This is a genomic window from Vibrio sp. F13 (assembly GCF_020806305.2).
Classification (GTDB): domain Bacteria; phylum Pseudomonadota; class Gammaproteobacteria; order Enterobacterales; family Vibrionaceae; genus Vibrio; species Vibrio crassostreae_C.
This window is the reverse complement of the sequence record NZ_CP170175.1, coordinates 2274753-2290652: the sequence shown is the minus strand read 5'-3', so window position 1 is coordinate 2290652 and position 15900 is coordinate 2274753. Positions and strand designations below refer to the sequence as shown.

Below are 15900 nucleotides of genomic sequence, written 5' to 3'. Positions count from 1 at the left end.
CTTTTTCTTCGCTGACAATTGGTAATACCAATTTTAAGTTGGGCAGAAATTAACATAATTAAAACGCCACTGTCCAGCCTAAAATTGACCTGCATCATAGAATACAGCGTGAATTAACCATGATTTAACAAATGAAATTTAAAACAGCAACCAAATTGGTCTTACCATTTACAGGGGTAATACTTTTGGGGAGTGTTCGTGCTAGAAAGTTTCAGGATAAAAATGAATTGTTTCAGAAAGATTAGTGTCACTCGTTTAAAAATCGAACCAAGCGCACATTTAGGGTGGAAATTCTGTTCATAAGTTTTAATAAATGAGTGTTTGATAAGCTCGTCACACTCTCGATTTATTGATGCTCCCCGTCCGACCACTTCCTTTACAAAAGCACAACAAAAATTCACAAACAATTATGCTCATCGTTGATTATCTAGAGCCCTTCAATGAGCAGAGTCTTGTTGTGAATTCGGATTTAGAAACTCAGTTGGCCTTGATATTTCTTCCAATCAAAAACCAAACCGGGGTCAGTCTTTCGTAGCGGAGCGATGTATTGATGGCCAGTGATACGCTGACGCGTAATCTGCGGGAAGTTCGACACCAATGTCTCCGTTAATTGAGCCAAAGATTGGTATTGCTGCTCGGTATAAGCAACAAAGTCACTGCCTTCCAGTTCAATGCCAATAGAGTAGTCATTACATCTTTCACGGCCAGCGAAGCTCGATTGACCCGCATGCCAAGCTCGGTCTAAGAAAGAAACGAACTGCACCACTTCCCCATCGCGACGAATCAAACAGTGCGCCGACACGCCCATTTGGTGAATCACCTTAAAAAACGGGTGTTCCTTCGGGTCGAGTTTGCCCGTAAAAAACAGTTCTATGTAAGGCCCACCAAATTGACCCGGAGGCAAGCTAATGTTGTGAACCACCAGCAGAGAGATATCGTCGGCACTCGGTCGAGCATCAAAATACGGAGAAGGAACATGCCGAGCGTTGTCGTACCATCCGTTGGAGCTGATCGTCATCTTGGTCTCACTTTCTTTTCTGCTAGCACAATAAGATGTGACCTTGCCCATAGAGCAGTCGCGCTAGCCTCTTTAATTTGAAGTTAAGCAAGAGTATCATTCCATTCCCACTCCCTTTCAAGATTAGATTTGCGATGAAAAACACACATAACAGCCACCAACGCCTTGACTACTTAAAAGAGCAACTGCCTCTAGAGATCACTCGTGCAGTAGCCGAGACTATCAAAGAAGATCTAGGTGGTACGTTAGATCCAGCGGCTGATATTACGGCAAGTCTAATCCCTGCAGACGCAATCAACAGTGCAACCATCATTACCCGTGAGCACGGCGTGTTCTGTGGTAAAGCTTGGGCTGATGAAGTGTTTAAGCAATTGGGCGGTGAAGTGACTATCGAGTGGAATGTAGAAGATGGCGACAAGGTTGAACCAAACCAAACACTTTGCACCCTAACTGGCCCAGCACGCGCGCTATTAACGGGTGAGCGTAACGCAATGAACTTCATTCAAACGCTATCTGGCTGTGCGACTACTACAGCTATCTACGCAGACAAAATCAAACACACCGAATGCCGCTTGTTAGATACACGTAAAACGATTCCTGGCCTACGCAGCGCACTGAAATACGCGGTGGCTTGTGGTGGCGGTTTCAATCACCGTATCGGTGTGTTCGATGCTTACCTAATCAAAGAAAACCACATCATCGCTTGTGGTGGCATTGAGAAGGCTATCTCTACTGCAAAAGAGCTGAACCCAGGAAAGCCAGTAGAAGTGGAAACCGAAAGCCTAGAAGAGCTAGAGCAAGCGATCAGCGCTGGCGCAGACATCATCATGCTAGATAACTTCACCACAGACATGATGCGCGAAGCTGTGAAAATCAACGCAGGACGTGCAGCACTAGAAAACTCTGGCAACGTGACTCTAGATACCATTGCTGAGTTCGCTGAAACAGGCGTTGATTACATCTCGGTAGGCGCATTAACTAAGCACCTAAAAGCAATGGATCTATCAATGAGATTCAAAGCGTAATTGACTGAATAATAATTAATTTCTGTAAAGGCACTGTTGATAACGGTGCCTTTTTTATTGCCTGAATTATCAGTATTTCAAGCAGTTATTTAAGCTGATCGCATAATTTTGCCTGCTATATGAAACACTACACCAATAAATACCAAACCACTCGCGACCACACCTGAACACCATTCCACTCCCCCATCTCAACTTCTATTCTTTCCATCAACCAGTGCCTGCACTGAAACAAACTAAACAATGGAATTAGACAATGAATAACAAAAGTAAAAGAACAAATCAGAAAGGCTTTACGCTGATTGAATTGATGATTGTGGTGGCGGTAATTGGCGTATTGTCTGCGATTGCCATTCCTCAATATCAAAAATATGTAGCCAAAGCAGAAGTTGCTTCAGCTCTTGCTACAATGACAGGTATAAAAACTAATGTAGAGGCTTATGCCGCGGAAAACGGGGCTTTTCCTGCTAATAGCTTAACTAATGCGCTAGGTGTCCCATCAAAGATACCAGTTGGAGCGATTACATTTGAACCTGACACATCAGCTGGTGTTGGCACCATCGTATTTACATTCGCAAGCTCCGGAGTTAGTACCATTTTACATGATAAAGTTTTTGTATTAGGCCGCTCAGGGGATGGCGAATGGGAATGTGATAGCGATGCAACAGATGGTGTCGAGGACGAACTATTACCAAAAAACTGTAAATTATAATATTCAATGCTAACCAACCTCCCAACCGTTCTACGTCAGGCTGATTTACTTAGCCTGACTCAGGAACAAGCCGTGGCAGAACATGTACAAGCTTCAGGTATTTCGACACCTGAAGCTTTACTCATTCTTAAGTTATTCACAGGCGATTCCTTAGCAAACAACATAAAAACCATCTTCGGCTTACCGTTAATACGATTAGCCAATACTGACTACGAATCCCTGAGTGAACAATTAGGGCTTCGTGAACTGATTACTAAGTATCGTGCTATTCCAATTTCAGTTTCTAGCTCAACTCTCACACTCGCTTCTGCCGACCCTACGGATTTACAGGCTGAAGATGACTTCCGCTTTGCGACAGGATTGCAAGTTGAATTGGTTGTCGCTAACTACTCTGAATTAGAAGGTGCGATACGCAAGCTGTATGGCCGCTCTATTTCCGGGCAAGATTCTAAGCGTAAAGAGATCACCCAAGATGAGCTAGCTAACCTCGTCAAGGTATCTGACGACGAAATAACGTCGATAGAAGATCTCAGCCAAGATGACTCTCCTGTGAGTCGCTTTATCAATCAGATACTGGTTGATGCGGTGCGTAAAGGCGCATCGGACATCCACTTCGAACCTTATGAAGAAAACTACCGCGTACGTCTACGTTGCGATGGCATCCTTGTCGAGATCCAACAACCCGCCTCTCATTTAAGCCGTCGTCTGTCAGCTCGCTTAAAGATCCTCGCTAAACTCGATATTGCCGAACGTCGCTTACCTCAAGATGGCCGTATCAAACTGCGTTTAAATGACGAACTGGCAATTGATATGCGCGTATCAACGCTGCCTACCTTATGGGGCGAGAAGATCGTACTGCGATTGCTTGATAGCAGTGCGGCCAATCTCGATATAGACAAGCTCGGTTACAGCGAGGCTCAAAAAGCCCTCTACCTCAATGCACTAAAGCGCCCGCAAGGGATGATCTTAATGACCGGGCCAACCGGCAGCGGTAAAACGGTTTCTCTTTATACTGGCCTTCGCGTGCTCAACACTACGGAACGCAACATCTCAACAGCCGAAGACCCGGTGGAAATTAACCTGTGTGGTATCAACCAAGTACAAGTAACACCTAAGATCGGCTTTGGGTTTGCTGAAGCACTGCGATCATTTTTACGACAAGATCCTGATGTTGTGATGGTTGGAGAGATCCGCGACTTGGAAACCGCCGAAATCGCGATCAAAGCATCGCAAACCGGTCACTTAGTACTTTCGACACTGCACACTAACTCCGCCGCAGAAACCGTCACTCGACTCGCTCATATGGGGATAGAACCCTTTAACCTCGCTTCATCATTGAGTTTGATTATCGCCCAGCGACTGGCAAGACGATTATGCAACCACTGCAAAGAAAATGACGACTCGCCAGACATATTCCTGCGTCACTCCATTCCTAACAGCCAAACCATCTACAAAGCGAGTCCTAAAGGTTGCAATGAGTGTAACCAGGGTTATTCGGGGCGAGTGGGTATCTATGAAGTGATGCCGTTTAGCGATCAACTGAAAAGCAGCCTGATCGACAAACCGAACGCGTTGGCCATTGAAAACTTGGCTCGCCGAGAAGGCATGAGAACTCTGCAAGAGTCGGGGCTAGATAAATTGCTTGAAGGCACCACCAGCTATCAAGAGCTGCAACGTGTTCTGTACATATAAACCAATGGAGCACCAATGAGTAGCAAGTCCAAACAATCACAATTAAAAAGCTATCACTGGAAAGGCATTAACAGCTCAGGCAAGAAAGTGTCTGGGCAAACGTTAGCGCTCACCGAATTGGAAGTACGAGAAAAGCTCAAAGAACAGCATATTCAGATTAAGAAAATCAAAAAGAAAAGTATTTCAGCCGTCACTCGTTTAACACATCGCGTCAAAGCCAAAGACATCACAATTTTAACTCGGCAACTTGCGACGATGCTGGCTACTGGTGTGCCTATCGTACAAGCGATAAAGTTGGTATCAGACAATCACCGTAAAGCAGAAATGAAATCAATTTTATCGCACATCTGCAAAGGTGTAGAAGCCGGCACTCCTATTTCAAAAGCGATGCGAACCGCAAGCCGCCACTTTGATGATCTGTATACCGACTTGGTCGCGACAGGCGAACTCTCCGGCAACCTTGCACAAGTATTTGAACGCTTGGCGACCTATCGTGAAAAGAGTGAGCAACTAAAATCCAAGGTTATAAAAGCTCTCATCTACCCAGCAATGGTTGTAGCGGTCGCCCTTACCGTTTCCTACTTAATGCTGACCATGGTCATTCCTGAATTTGAATCGATGTTTTCTGGTTTCGGAGCAGACTTACCTTGGTTCACCCAGCAAGTGCTTTATCTTTCCCATTGGATGCAGGCCTACAGCTTTTATACTGCCGTAGGCATAGGGCTTGTTGTCCTGATTATTTACCAACTGTGTCAGCGTTCCCACTCGATCAAACTGTCTGTTAGTCGGCTAGGATTACGCTTTCCTGTTCTTGGTGGCGTATTAGCCAAAGCCTCTATTGCCAAATTCAGCCGAACCTTATCAACCAGCTTTAGTTCTGGCATTCCGATTTTAATGAGCCTTAAAACCACAGCCAAAACCGCAGGCAACCTGCATTATGAATCGGCCATCATTGAGGTTCACCGAGAAACGGCTGCTGGCATGCCGATGTACATTGCAATGCGCAATACCAATGCCTTCCCAGAGATGGTTTTGCAGATGGTGATGATTGGTGAAGAATCAGGAAATCTTGATGATATGCTCAATAAAGTCGCCTCCATTTACGAGTTCGAAGTAGACAACACCGTCGATAATCTGGGCAAGATCTTAGAGCCATTGATCATCGTGTTTTTAGGAACGGTTGTTGGAGGGCTTGTGGTTGCGATGTACTTACCGATCTTTAATCTTATGAGTGTGTTAGGATAGTTAAAAGCAACTAAACACCCATGAGTAGCAAACTTCTGCTCATATAGATCAAGTGGTAAAGGACACTATGGAAGTATTTCACTACTATCCTTGGCTATTCCCCGTATTAGCTTTCATTTTTAGCCTTCTTATTGGCAGCTTCCTCAACGTCGTCATACACCGTTTACCGATTATGATGGAACGAGAATGGCAACAAGAGTGCTCGGAGTATTTCTCTCAATATAAAATTCCAGCGCCAGAGGGGAAGTTTAATCTCAGTATTCCTCGTTCAACCTGCCCGAAATGCAAAACCCAATTAAGAATCGTCGACAATATCCCAGTGTTAAGCTGGCTGTTCTTAAAGGGGAAGTGCCATAGCTGTGCTAACCCAATCAGTGCTCGCTACCCTTTAGTCGAACTGCTTACCGCAATCCTTTGTACCGCAGTCGCTAGTCATTTTGGTTTCAGTTATTACGCCATCGCTCTGATCTTTTTCACGTTTGCATTGATTACCGCAACCTTTATCGATCTCGATACCATGCTGCTCCCTGATCAAATCACCTTGCCTTTGGTATGGTCCGGTATCGCATTAGCACTGTTTAATATCGGCCCAGTATCGCTGCAAGATTCCGTGGTTGGCGCAATGGCTGGTTACCTCGCTTTATGGTCTGTTTATTGGTTGTTCAAACTGCTAACAGGTAAAGAAGGCATGGGTTACGGTGACTTCAAACTCCTGGCTGCGCTTGGTGCATGGCTTGGTTGGCAACACCTACCGATGATCATCCTTTTATCTTCGCTGGTAGGCCTTGTGTTTGGTTTAATTCAACTTCGCCTGAAACAGCAAGGCATCGATAAAGCCTTTCCATTTGGCCCTTACCTTGCAATTGCGGGTTGGGTAAGCTTGATGTGGGGTAACGACATCATGGGTTGGTATTTCACTTCTGTACTAGGAATTTAACCATGGCAATCATTATCGGATTAAGCGGCGGTATCGCCAGTGGCAAAACCACGGTCGCTAACCTGTTCAATGAGCATTTTAATATTGATATTGTTGATGCTGATATCGTGGCACGTGAAGTGGTTGCGCTGGGCAGTGACGGTTTAAAACAGATTACAGAACACTTTGGTGAGTCTATCTTGCTTGAAGATGGAACTCTCAACCGAAGTCGACTGCGTGAGCTGATCTTCTCTGATCCTAAAGAGAAGCAGTGGCTCAATGATCTTCTTCATCCCATGATCCGTGACAAAATTGACAGTGACCTGTCTAAAGTCACATCCCCTTATGCTTTATTAGTCGCACCGCTATTGGTTGAAAACCAAATGCAAGGCATGGCCGATCGCGTTTTAATCGTTGATGTGCCTACAGAAGTGCAAATAGAACGCACAATGAGTCGTGACAATGTTTCTAGGGAACAAGTTGCATCAATTTTAAAATCACAGGCTTCAAGAGAACAACGCTTAGCAGTTGCAGATGACGTGATTAAAAACCATACTAAAAACCAAGAACTTTTGCCTCAAATCACAGATTTACATCAAAAGTATCTGGCAATCAGTGCTGTAGATGGGTCAGAATAGAACAATGTTGAATGAAGGTTTGCTCGATGATCACCCATAAATTTGAACATCCTCTAAATGAGAAAACACGCATCTACTTAAGAGTCGAATCACTCTTGAGGCAGCTACACTTGTCTTCTACATTTTCCGATGCTCAACAGTATCAACTCTTTTTCCGTTCCATCTTTGATCTGATTGAAATCTTCGAACAGATCCAACTCAAGAGCGAACTGGCAAAAGATATTGAGAAGCAACGTGTAACCTACAAAAGTTGGTTGGATGTTGAAGGTGTCGATCAAGAGATGCTGACATCACTACTTAATGACATTGGTAACATCTATCGTGATCTGATGCAGGCAGAACGTTTTGGCCAATCACTTAAAGAAGACCGCTTCCTGAGTGCGATTCGCCAGCGCTTTAATCTTCCAGGTGGCTCATGCTGCTTTGATTTACCGGCACTGCATTATTGGCTGCACCTTCCTCTTGATAAGAGAATGCGAGATGCTAAAGCTTGGATGGACAGCTTACAGCCTCTGTATGAAGCGCTAACACTGTGGTTGAAGCTCACCAGAGAAACGGGTCACTTCAAAGAGCAAATCGCTCGTGCTGGCTTCTTCCAGAGCGATGCAGATGAAGCGAATATCCTTCGTCTTTCTATTCCGATGCAATACGGTGCCTACCCGATGATCTCCGGTCACAAGAACCGCTTTGCTGTTAAGTTCATGAGCTTTGAAACTGGGCAAGCCTGTACTCAAGACATCGAATTTGAATTGGCAATCTGCACCTAATTAATTTCCTTTTATAGTTTGGCTTGAGTCCTCACTCGAGCCTAAACCCACTATTATTACACCTTCAAATTAAGAATCACTATGTCGAAGAAAATCACCATCGTTAAATGCCCTCAATGTAATGCTGACGTTGAATGGGGCGAACAAAGCCCGCACCGCCCGTTTTGCAGCAAGCAATGTCAGATGATTGATTTCGGTGAATGGGCAGACGAAGAAAACAGCATCGCTGGCGCACCAGATATGTCAGATAGCGATGGTTGGTCGGAAGATCCGCACTAAGCGAGTAGCGAGTAGCGAGTAGCGAGTAGCGAGTAGCGAGTAGCGAGTAGCGAGTAGCGAGTAAATTTTGAAGGGTTGGCGTTTAACGTCAATCCTTTTTTATTGCCTATAACACGGCGCTAGTAGAGATTCCCTACTCCTTCCTTCGTCAGTCTAGGGAATGACGGTTAAATATGAGTTTCGTCTGGTTTGTCATCCTCAAGAGTGAGGTACGAGCGAATTGGGGATCTCTTACCTGCTAAGCTCCAAATAACAGACACAAAAAAGCGGAGCCAAATGGCTCCGCTTTTATCGATAGAATGCAAAAAGAATTACTTCTTAGTAAGCTTCTCTTTAATACGAGCTGACTTACCAGAACGCTCACGTAGGTAGTACAACTTGGCACGACGTACTGCACCACGGCGTTTAACTTCGATGCTATCAACCATTGGAGAGTGAGTTTGGAACGCACGCTCTACGCCTTCACCGTTCGAGATCTTACGAACTGTGAATGCAGAGTGTAGACCACGGTTACGAATAGCGATTACAACGCCTTCGAAAGCCTGTAGACGCTCACGGTCACCTTCTTTTACCTTAACCTGAACTACAACAGTGTCACCTGGTGCGAATTTAGGAAGGTCTGATTTTAGTTGCTCTTCTTCAAGAGCCTTGATGATGTTGCTCATTTGTATAAATTCCTAGAATAAACTGATACTAAATTTAATAGGTTACTGCTTGCTTTTCGTTAAGAGCGTTGCTCTTTAATGAATTCAGCCAGTAATTGTTCCTGTTCGTCAGTCAGAGCTAGGTTTTCCAGGAGTTCTGGTCTTCTTAGCCAAGTTCGGCCCAACGATTGTTTTAATCGCCAGCGACGAATATCCTTATGGTTTCCAGACTTGAGTACCGATGGCACATCTTTATCGTCTAGCACCTCAGGGCGCGTATAATGGGGACAATCTAGCAAACCATTTGCAAAAGAATCTTCTTCTGCTGAAGCGAAATCTCCAAGTACACCCGGAACAAACCGAGATACTGAATCAATCAGCGTCATGGCTGGCAGTTCGCCACCCGTCATCACAAAATCTCCAATCGACCATTCTTCGTCAACTTCAGATTGAATGATGCGCTCATCTACCCCTTCGTAGCGACCACAAATAAGAAGTAAATTCTCGTTTGTTGCCAGCTCTTCAACACCTTTCTGGTCGAGTTTACGACCTTGAGGTGAAAGATAGATAACTTTCGTCTTTCCCGGTGCTGCTTGCTTGGCCGTTGTGATAGCGTCGCGCAAAGGCTGAACCATCATTAACATGCCAGGACCACCACCGTAAGGTCTGTCATCAACAGTGCGATGTTTATCATGAGTGAAATCACGAGGATTCCATGTCTCAATAGATAAAAGACCTTTTTTAACCGCTTGACCTGTTACTCCAAAATCAGTAACAGAACGGAACATTTCAGGAAAAAGGCTAATAATGCCAACCCACATGTGTTCTCTCGCTCTGTAATTTGGAGTTAGAATCCAGGATCCCAGTCAACTTCGATCCGGCGAGCTTCGCGATCAACTTTCTTGATCACTTGCTCTTCAAGGTACGGTACTAACCGTTCCTTTTGGCCAAAAGCATCTTTAAGATTTGCTTTGATTACTAGAACATCGTTCGAGCCAGTTTCTAATAGGTCAGTGACCTCACCAAGGTCGTAACCTTTAGTGGTAAAAACTTGCATACCGAACAATTCGCGCCAGTAGAATTCATCTTCTGACAATTCAGGTAACGAAGCAGGATCAATAGCAATTTCAAAGTTAGTCATCAGTTGCGCGTCTTCACGAACATCTAATCCCGCTAGCTTACATACATAACCTTGGCCATGACGTTTCCAGCTCTCAACTTTGTACTCAACCCACTTACCCTTTAGGTTTAAATACCAAGGGCTGTAATCAAATATGCTTTCAGCATTGTCTGTGTAGGAGAACACTTTGAGCCAGCCACGAATACCATAGGTAGACCCAAGTTTACCCATGACAATTCTATTATTTTGCTCGCTCATAGTTTCTTTACCCTTCATCGACATAAGCTATTTCTCTTTAAAAAAGAATTAAGCCGCTTTTTGAGCGTCTTTAACTAGCTTAGCTACACGATCAGATAGAGATGCGCCTTGACCAACCCAGTGGTTAACACGATCTAGGTCTAGACGTAGACCTTCTTCTTGACCTTGAGCTGTAGGGTTAAAGAAACCTACTTTCTCGATGAAACGGCCAGTTGCAGCGTTACGGCTATCCGCAACTACGATTTGATAAAATGGGCGCTTCTTTGCACCGTGACGTGCCAAACGAATGGTTACCATGTCGTCCTCTTTGCTTTCTTAATAAAATAATTAACCCCAAGTATAAGTAAATAGCTTGGGGTCTCGTGCCAAATTAAAGCCCCGGAATTTTACTCTTATTCCGGTGCAATGCAAGGGCTTTAGCTATTTTTTCACCAACATAGCTGCCGTACACTTTCTGTGACACGGCTAACACTATGAAAAGTAACGTAGCTAAAGCTTACATTTGTAGATTATCGACCAAACGGGTTAAAGCCACCACCCATTCCGCCCATACCTCCACCGCCGCCCATCATGCCTTGCATGTTGCGCATCATGCCTTTCATGCCACCTTTCTGCATCTTCTTCATCATCTTCTGCATTTGGGTGAACTGCTTAAGCATACGGTTTACATCTTGTACCTGTGTACCAGAACCAGCGGCAATACGCTTTTTGCGAGAGCCTTTGATTAGGTCAGGGCGTTGACGCTCTTTCATGGTCATAGAGTTGATGATCGCTTCCATTTGCTTGAACATCTTGTCATCAACTTTATCTTTAACGTTATCTGGTAGCTGAGACATGCCTGGAAGCTTATCCATCATACCCATCATGCCGCCCATGTTTTGCATCTGACCTAGTTGTTCACGGAAGTCTTCAAGGTCAAAGCCTTTCTTCTCTTTGAACTTCTTAGCCAGTTTCTCTGCTTTCTCGGTATCAACGTTTTTCTGTAGGTCTTCAATAAGAGACAGTACGTCGCCCATACCTAAGATACGAGAAGCAACACGATCTGGGTGGAACGGTTCTAGTGCGTCAGTCTTTTCACCAACACCCAAGAATTTAATCGGCTTGCCTGTGATATGACGAACAGACAGAGCAGCACCACCACGCGCATCACCATCCACTTTCGTCAAGATAACACCGGTTAGTGGTAGCGCATCACCAAAGGCTTTTGCAGTATTCGCAGCATCTTGACCTGTCATTGCATCAACAACGAACAGTGTCTCTACTGGTTTAATTGCAGTATGAAGCTCTTTGATCTCGCCCATCATCTCTTCATCGATAGCCAAACGACCCGCAGTATCGACAAGTAGCACGTCGTAGAATTTCTTCTTCGCGTGGTCGATTGCAGCGTTTGCAATATCAAGAGGTTTTTGATCAGCTGAAGATGGGAAGAAGTCTACGCCAACATCGCTTGCTAACGTTTCAAGCTGTTTGATTGCCGCTGGACGGTAAACGTCGGCAGACACAACCAAGACTTTCTTCTTGTCACGCTCAGTTAGAAGCTTAGATAGCTTACCTACCGATGTGGTTTTACCCGCACCTTGTAGACCCGCCATTAAGATAACGGCTGGCGGCTGCGCTGCTAGGTTAAGAGCCTCGTTAGACTCACCCATCACCGCTTCAAGTTCAGCTTGAACGATCTTAATGAATTCTTGACCAGGCGTTAGAGATTTAGAAACCTCAACACCCACAGCGCCTTCTTTTACGCGCTTAACAAAATCGCGGACAACGGGCAGTGCAACGTCGGCTTCAAGTAGCGCCATACGTACTTCACGCAGCGTCTCTTTAATATTGTCTTCGGTCAGACGACCTTTACCGCTGATGTTCTTCAGCGTTTTGGATAGACGATCCGTTAAATTATCAAACATAGTTTTCTCTTCGCTCAAAACTGCGACTATTACTGTGAGTATACATTAGCGCGGATTAGAGTCATACCCGTTGTAGAGCGTTAATCATCCGTGCTTGTGATGTGAGACATTATTCACTTGGAATTGAATGAGGTTCGCCATAGCCCCAAAGAGCGATGCGAGGTATAATTCGCCAATTAGTAATCATTAAAATGGATACCATGGACAGTCTTATTGCGATCGCAGCAGCCTTTCTTTATACAATGGCGATTTCCACGATCATTCCAGGTCTCGTGCACCAAACAGGAATCCGTGTAAAAACGGTGTTTATCAGCGCATTACTTGCTCTAGCTTTCCATGCTTGGTTGCTTGGCGATTTGATTTTTAATGCCAGTGGCCAAAACCTCAGTATCTTGAACGTTGCTTCATTAATCAGTTTAATCATATCTGTGGTAATGAGCGGTGCAATGCTCAAAACCCGTCTGTGGTTTATCTTACCCGTCGTCTATAGCTTCGCTGCGCTGAACTTGATGGCTGCCACTTTTCTTCCAAGCACCTTCATCAAACATCTAGAGAATGACCCAAAACTGCTCGTGCACATCTCTTTGGCTCTATTCTCATACGCAACGTTAACTATCGGTGCGCTATACGCCCTGCAACTTGCGTGGCTAGATCACAAACTTAAAAAGAAAAAAGCCTTAGTGATAAACCCTAACCTACCTCCTTTAATGATGGTGGAAAGACAGCTTTTCAAGATCATTTTGATTGGTAATGGCTTATTAACAGGTACCTTGTTAACGGGTCTCATCTTCGTGCAAGATATGTTTGCTCAAGGAAAGGCACACAAGGCTGTGTTGTCTTTTATCGCTTGGGTTATCTACTCCATCCTTCTGTGGGGTCACTATCAGAAAGGTTGGCGTGGACAGAAAGTCACTTGGTTCGCACTGGCCGGCGCCAGCATGCTCACATTAGCCTACTTCGGTAGCCGCTTCGTCCAGGAAATCATCCTGAACTAGTCTGTAAAATAAAGGCAAGGTCTCACATACCTTGCCTTTAAAATATTGAGTGCAATACATTCAATTGACATCTCGACCATGTTCGGTCATAAATTAATCAAGATACACAAATAGGAAAAGAATAGTTTTGGACGACATATCAACGGGTATCTTATTTGCGCTACTCGCGTGTCTCATTGTAATTTCTGGTTATTTCTCTGGTTCCGAAACGGGCATGATGTCCCTGAACCGCTACCGTTTAAAGCACTTGGCCAATACGGGTCATAAAGGTGCCAAACGTGTAGAAAAACTTCTGAACCGCCCAGACAGATTGATTGGCCTCATCCTCATCGGCAACAATCTCGTCAACATTCTTGCATCTGCGATCGCTACTATTCTTGGTATGCGCATCTACGGGGATATCGGTGTGGCTATCGCTACTGGTACCCTGACTCTCGTGATCCTAGTATTCGCCGAGGTAACCCCAAAGACCATCGCTTCTCTATTTCCTGAACGTGTCTCTTACGCGAGTAGTATCCTTTTGATGATACTGATGAAGGTGCTATCACCATTGGTGATCTTAGTGAACTTCATTACCAACGGCTTCATTCGTATCTTAGGCGTTAAAGCCAGCCATGATGCAACCGACCACTTGAGCTCCGAAGAGCTTAGAACCGTGGTAAATGAAGCCGGTAGCTTAATCCCTCAACGTCACCAAGATATGTTGGTGTCTATTCTGGATTTAGAGCACGTCACCGTGAACGACATCATGGTGCCGCGTAATGAGATTACTGGTATCGACATCAATGACGACTGGAAATCGATCGTTCGTCAACTTACCCACTCGCCTCATGGTCGCGTAGTGCTGTACCGTGACCAAATAGATGAAGTGGTCGGCATGCTTAGGCTGCGTGAAGCTTACCGTCTGATGCTTGAAAAGAACGAATTCAATAAAGAAACCCTGTTGCGTGCCGCGGATGAGATCTACTTTATTCCTGAAGCGACACCACTCAATATTCAACTGCTTAAGTTTCAACGCAATAAGCAGCGCATCGGTTTGATTGTTGATGAGTATGGCGACATCAATGGTTTGGTTACATTAGAAGATATTCTAGAAGAGATCGTAGGTGAGTTTACCACCTCAATCACCCCAAGCTTATCTGAAGAGATTACTCCGCAAAGCGATGGCAGCTTCTTGATTGAAGGCAGTGCCAATATCCGAGATATCAACAAAGGCTTACAGTGGGCACTGCCTACCGATGGCCCAAGAACGCTGAATGGTTTGATACTGGAACATCTTGAAGATATTCCTGAGAGTCACCTCAGTGTTCAGGTTGCCAGCCACCCAATGGAAATTGTTGAGCTTGAAGAGAACCGCATCAAACTGGTTCGCGTGTTCCCACAGATCGTGAACGGCTAACTGAGTTATCACTGAAGCTCACATAAACAAAAGACCCGGTTCATTGAACCGGGCCTTTTAGTATCTAACTCGCCCTATCTAGGGTAGCTATCAATGACTAGTCGATCTTAAGCTCTTGCAGCATAGACTCTGGCAGTGCCAGTTCATCATTCTTGTTTACAGAGATGCCTGCAGCGATGATCGCATTCGCGATCTCTTTCGCTTCATCCAAAGAGTGCATTGCCGCGGTACCACATTGGTATTCGTTCAGCTCAGGGATCTTATTCTGGTTCTCAACTTTCAGTACGTCTTGCATCGCTGCCAACCAACCGTCAGCCACTTGTTGTTCTGTAGGCGTACCAATCAGGCTCATGTAGAAACCAGTGCGACAGCCCATCGGTGAGATATCGATGATCTCTACATCTGAACCGTTCAATTGATTACGCATGAAACCAGCATATAGGTGCTCTAGAGTATGGATACCTTTCTCAGATAGGATGTCTTTGTTTGGCGCAGTAAAACGCAGGTCAAACACAGTGATGGTATCCCCTTTTGGGGTTTGCATTGTTTTAGCAACACGAACGGCAGGTGCGTTCATGCGTGTGTGATCAACAGTGAAACTATCTAATAAAGGCATTGCTCTTCTCCATGACGGCTGGCTTTAGAAAAACCAGCTTCGATTGTCTTCTAGTTCTTTGCGGCACTGTTTCAGCTGCCATCCATAATCTTTTGCTTGCTGTTCGACTTTGCGCGCCACCTTAATTAGCGATGGCTTGCTGTTGTATGACTTACGCTTATAACCACCACGGCCTTCATGATAAGCCAGGTATTGGTTATATGGGTCCCATAGTGAGATGCCCAATTGACGACGCGTCTCGCTGGTATACCAACCGATGAACATCAATGCATCATCAAAGTTGGTTCTTGAACCACCGTTATTGGTCGCCTTTTGGAAGTCTTCCCAAGCAGGATCTTGAGCTTGTGCATAACCGTAGGCACTGCTTACACGCCCCCACGGTATAAAGCCAAGAATGTAATCTTTAGGTGGGCGCGCATCATGACGATAGCTACTCTCTTGTTTCACAAAAGCCATCGCAACGTTAATCGGCGTTCCCCATTCTTCTTGCATATCCAAGGCATCTTCATACCATGAAGGGTGCTCTCGAAAGATGCTACACAAATTATCTTGCTGCTTTGGCGGTGGCGTTGCACATCCAACCAACAGGCTAGAGACAACACCAACAGTCACTACAGGTAACCATTTACTACTCACTCGAGTAGGCTGACCTAATAAGGCTTGCTTCCTTTCCAC

Annotated in this window: 18 protein-coding genes; 10 read left to right on the top strand and 8 right to left on the bottom strand. The window is 45.0% G+C overall.

Going from position 1 to position 15900, the window contains the following annotated elements; genetic code table 11:
* Window positions 1-469: 469 nt before the first annotated feature.
* Window positions 470-1069, bottom strand: coding sequence for a 1,6-anhydro-N-acetylmuramyl-L-alanine amidase AmpD (gene ampD / locus LMH68_RS10725; protein ID WP_229647631.1), 600 nt, complete (start codon window positions 1067-1069; stop codon window positions 470-472).
* Window positions 1070-1152: 83 nt separating this feature from the next.
* On the opposite strand from ampD, the gene nadC reads away from it, so the two are divergent.
* The 8 genes from nadC (at window position 1153) to yacG (ending at window position 8289) form a co-directional block, all read left to right on the top strand.
* Entirely contained in the window at window positions 1153-2043 is an 891-nt protein-coding gene (gene nadC / locus LMH68_RS10720; protein ID WP_017065901.1) for a carboxylating nicotinate-nucleotide diphosphorylase, read from the top strand.
* A 253-nt stretch (window positions 2044-2296) separates the two neighbouring features.
* Entirely contained in the window at window positions 2297-2752 is a 456-nt protein-coding gene (locus LMH68_RS10715) for a pilin (RefSeq protein ID WP_229647630.1), read from the top strand.
* A 6-nt stretch (window positions 2753-2758) separates the two neighbouring features.
* Complete coding sequence (gene pilB, locus LMH68_RS10710; protein ID WP_229647629.1) at window positions 2759-4444, top strand: type IV-A pilus assembly ATPase PilB; 1686 nt, start codon at window positions 2759-2761, stop codon at window positions 4442-4444.
* A 15-nt stretch (window positions 4445-4459) separates the two neighbouring features.
* Window positions 4460-5689 carry a type II secretion system F family protein gene (locus LMH68_RS10705; RefSeq protein ID WP_017065898.1) on the top strand — a complete coding sequence of 410 codons (1230 nt, stop codon included), beginning with the start codon at window positions 4460-4462 and terminating at the stop codon, window positions 5687-5689.
* Between the two features lie 67 nt (window positions 5690-5756).
* A complete protein-coding gene (locus LMH68_RS10700) occupies window positions 5757-6626 on the top strand; it encodes a prepilin peptidase (protein WP_229647628.1) in 870 nt (289 codons plus the stop codon).
* A 2-nt stretch (window positions 6627-6628) separates the two neighbouring features.
* On the top strand, window positions 6629-7243 hold the full coding sequence (gene coaE / locus LMH68_RS10695) for a dephospho-CoA kinase (RefSeq protein ID WP_229647627.1): 615 nt from the start codon (window positions 6629-6631) through the stop codon (window positions 7241-7243).
* A gap of 26 nt (window positions 7244-7269) precedes the next feature.
* Window positions 7270-8010 (top strand): cell division protein ZapD, encoded by a 741-nt coding sequence (gene zapD, locus LMH68_RS10690; protein WP_017063237.1) that lies wholly within the window; start codon window positions 7270-7272, stop codon window positions 8008-8010.
* A gap of 81 nt (window positions 8011-8091) precedes the next feature.
* A complete protein-coding gene (gene yacG / locus LMH68_RS10685; RefSeq protein ID WP_004735515.1) occupies window positions 8092-8289 on the top strand; it encodes a DNA gyrase inhibitor YacG in 198 nt (65 codons plus the stop codon).
* 311 nt (window positions 8290-8600) lie between these two features.
* Here the strand turns inward: yacG and rplS are convergent, their stop codons facing one another.
* From rplS to ffh, 5 genes are all read right to left on the bottom strand, one after another.
* Complete coding sequence (gene rplS / locus LMH68_RS10680) at window positions 8601-8954, bottom strand: 50S ribosomal protein L19 (RefSeq protein WP_004735514.1); 354 nt, start codon at window positions 8952-8954, stop codon at window positions 8601-8603.
* A 59-nt stretch (window positions 8955-9013) separates the two neighbouring features.
* Complete coding sequence (gene trmD, locus LMH68_RS10675; protein ID WP_017061056.1) at window positions 9014-9754, bottom strand: tRNA (guanosine(37)-N1)-methyltransferase TrmD; 741 nt, start codon at window positions 9752-9754, stop codon at window positions 9014-9016.
* Between the two features lie 26 nt (window positions 9755-9780).
* Window positions 9781-10335, bottom strand: a complete 555-nt coding sequence (gene rimM / locus LMH68_RS10670; protein ID WP_017063236.1) for a ribosome maturation factor RimM — start codon at window positions 10333-10335, stop codon at window positions 9781-9783.
* Between the two features lie 24 nt (window positions 10336-10359).
* A complete protein-coding gene (gene rpsP, locus LMH68_RS10665; protein WP_004410028.1) occupies window positions 10360-10608 on the bottom strand; it encodes a 30S ribosomal protein S16 in 249 nt (82 codons plus the stop codon).
* A 212-nt stretch (window positions 10609-10820) separates the two neighbouring features.
* Window positions 10821-12215, bottom strand: coding sequence for a signal recognition particle protein (gene ffh, locus LMH68_RS10660; protein ID WP_010435884.1), 1395 nt, complete (start codon window positions 12213-12215; stop codon window positions 10821-10823).
* A 200-nt stretch (window positions 12216-12415) separates the two neighbouring features.
* Between ffh and LMH68_RS10655 the strand changes: the two genes are divergently transcribed.
* Both LMH68_RS10655 and LMH68_RS10650 read left to right on the top strand, forming a co-directional pair.
* Entirely contained in the window at window positions 12416-13210 is a 795-nt protein-coding gene (locus LMH68_RS10655) for an inner membrane protein YpjD (protein WP_019825854.1), read from the top strand.
* Between the two features lie 127 nt (window positions 13211-13337).
* Window positions 13338-14609: an HlyC/CorC family transporter gene (locus tag LMH68_RS10650; RefSeq protein WP_017063233.1), complete on the top strand. Its 1272-nt coding sequence runs from the start codon at window positions 13338-13340 to the stop codon at window positions 14607-14609.
* Window positions 14610-14706: 97 nt separating this feature from the next.
* Here LMH68_RS10650 and luxS read toward each other — a convergent pair whose 3' ends face one another.
* Both luxS and LMH68_RS10640 read right to left on the bottom strand, forming a co-directional pair.
* A complete protein-coding gene (luxS, locus tag LMH68_RS10645) occupies window positions 14707-15225 on the bottom strand; it encodes an S-ribosylhomocysteine lyase (protein WP_017056597.1) in 519 nt (172 codons plus the stop codon).
* Window positions 15226-15249: 24 nt separating this feature from the next.
* The gene (locus LMH68_RS10640) at window positions 15250-15900 is read right to left on the bottom strand and encodes a hypothetical protein (RefSeq protein ID WP_017629422.1); all 651 of its coding nucleotides are present in this window, start codon (window positions 15898-15900) and stop codon (window positions 15250-15252) included.